This window comes from Saccharomonospora sp. (genome assembly GCF_027317685.1).
In the GTDB taxonomy this organism is placed as follows: Bacteria; Actinomycetota; Actinomycetes; order Mycobacteriales; family Pseudonocardiaceae; genus Saccharomonospora.
This window is the reverse complement of record NZ_DAHVQP010000141.1, coordinates 1-2,189: the sequence shown is the minus strand read 5'-3', so window position 1 is coordinate 2,189 and position 2,189 is coordinate 1. Positions and strand designations below refer to the sequence as shown.

Annotated in this window: 2 protein-coding genes; one reads left to right on the top strand and one right to left on the bottom strand. The window is 65.4% G+C overall.

The genetic code is table 11. The features are described 5' to 3' along the window. Window positions 1-266: 266 nt before the first annotated feature. Window positions 267-800 carry a recombinase family protein gene (locus tag M7H19_RS17400; RefSeq protein WP_298182801.1) on the top strand — a complete coding sequence of 178 codons (534 nt, stop codon included), beginning with the start codon at window positions 267-269 and terminating at the stop codon, window positions 798-800. An 802-nt stretch (window positions 801-1,602) separates the two neighbouring features. Here M7H19_RS17400 and M7H19_RS17395 read toward each other — a convergent pair. Next, window positions 1,603-2,189, bottom strand: a 587-nt coding sequence (locus M7H19_RS17395; RefSeq protein ID WP_298182798.1) for a hypothetical protein, incomplete at its 5' end; no start/stop codon positions are given.

Here is a 2,189-nt window from a genome sequence, read left to right as displayed (position 1 = left end):
GGTGGACACGCGCATGTAGCCGATCTCCATCAGCGTGACAATAGTCGCACACCGTTTGCCGACGTTGTTTGTCGACGCGAGTTGTCGACACGGATCACCTGCGAAAACGCTCGGCTCGTCCGAGGTGTCAGAAAACGACCGATAAATGAACACTGCCCGACGCGGCGCTCCCGAGACGGATTCGGGCGGTTCGCGTGTTCAGAAAACGTGTCACAAACCCGGCGTGTTCAACTACTCGACACGCATCCTTTTCATACACTCGCGCGGTGACCGAGGTCGACATCAGCCGCCCCGGCGACACCCTGACCGTGCACGAGCTCTCCCGCCTCGGCCGCAGCCTGCAAGACCTCATCGCCATCGTCGGCGACCTCCGCCGCCGCGGCATCGGGTTCTGGTCCCTGCACGAGGCCATCGACACCACCACCCCCGCCGGCCGCCTGGTCTTCCACGTCTTCGCCGCCCTAGCCGAGTTCATGCGCGAACTCATCGTCGAAGGCACCCACGAAGGACTCGCCGCCGCCCGCGCCCGCGGCCAACGCCTCGGCCGGCCACCCGCCTTGACTCCGGAGCAGATCCGCCAAGCCCACGTCCTGCTCACCCGGCCCGACGAGTCGGTCACCTCGATCGCCAAACTGCTCGGCGTCTCCCGCGGCACCCTCTACAAACACGTGCCCGAACTCAGCCCCGCCGGCGGCGGTCGCCCAGCGCTCGTCGCCGCGGTTCAAGCCGAAGCGTTGGCGGCCTACGACCAGCAGCAGATTCCCGGCCAGACAAGCCTTCCAACCTGCATCGATGGCTGATTACGGAAAGGCTGCGAAGTTACTCGGACCAGTGACTCCGGGTGGGCGGCTCTCGATGTCTACTTGAACACCCCGGCGGTATAGTAGACAACGCCGTGTTACACTGAGCGCACCAGCGGCATTAAGGACGATACCAGTCCCAGAAGAAAAGCCGGGCCCCTCGCGGGACCCGGCTGTGGATCACTTGGCAGCGTGCCTCAGAAACTCGATGCCAAGTGAAACAGGGTAACGACGGCGGCGTAGGTGTACGCCAGCGCCTTGTCGCTAACGCGGATATGGAACTGGCGTCCGCGAGCCTCGAGCGCGTAGTGTGCCACCTCGTCGTCGTCCTGATCGTCAATAGCAACCAAACTAGACGACAAGCCCCTGTCCCCCTCCTCGCGGCATCCAGTCCAGACCACCTGGACCGGATGCCGCGAGGAGGACGGACTCATTATCCCGCACGGCTCATGTGTGCTGTACGCCACCCCCTATAGGCCTCGTTTCCCAAGGTCAGAGCACCCGTTCTTCTGTCGGACCGTGGGTTCACACGCGAAGCATTAGCGCCCTCTCCGGCTGCTCATTCTGGCCCCCAAGAAAGAGAAAGGCGCTCAGGCGGGCGAATACCCAAGCCCGAACTCCTTTCCAGTCGACTCCGTCCGGATTCGCTTCAGCTTCTAGCGCGTACAGCCTCCGACAGGCCTCGACGTGCTACCCGGCGTGGTCGTCGTCGACGAGCCCTGCTCGACGCCTGCACGTGTCTCCTCAGCGTCGAAAGGGTGGAGCACCAGGACGGGACGTCGAAGTATCACTCGATTCCACGCTACTGACTGCGCCGTTGGGCGAAGACGGTGGAGCCTCGGGTGTGGGCGTGCACGGTCACGGCGAGCGCGGTGAGCAGGAGGGTGGCGATGAGGGGGTAGTGCGGCCAGGTGTCGGGCAGGGGGAAGCGCAGGCCGCTGGTGGGGGTGTAGTGGCGGGTGGCGGGTTCGAGGCTGTTGAGCGCGGCGGTGCCGAGCCAGACGAGCAGACCTGTCCCGCCGGCGATCGTCGGGCCCGCCAGTGGGGAAAGGGCGAACACGAGAGCGGCGATGAACGTCGTGTTCAACGTGGAGACGGCGAGAAGTTCGCCCGCGGAGGTGATGTCGTACTGCTCCACGGAGGGATGCAGTTCCAGGGTGAGGGTGGAGAGTGCGACCACCAGTGGAGCACAGGCAATTCCGGCGAGGGCTGCGGTCGCGGCGGGGAGGGCGGTGCGGTGCCCGCCTGCGGTGCGTTCCCATTCCCAGAAGCGCGGCCGGAGGAAGGTCGCGGCGAGGATGGCGCAGACGATGCCGCAGGCATCCGCGAGTGGCAGCGACACCGGCCCGTGGTTGGGGTTGAGGTGGATGTCGATGACCCGGCCGGACA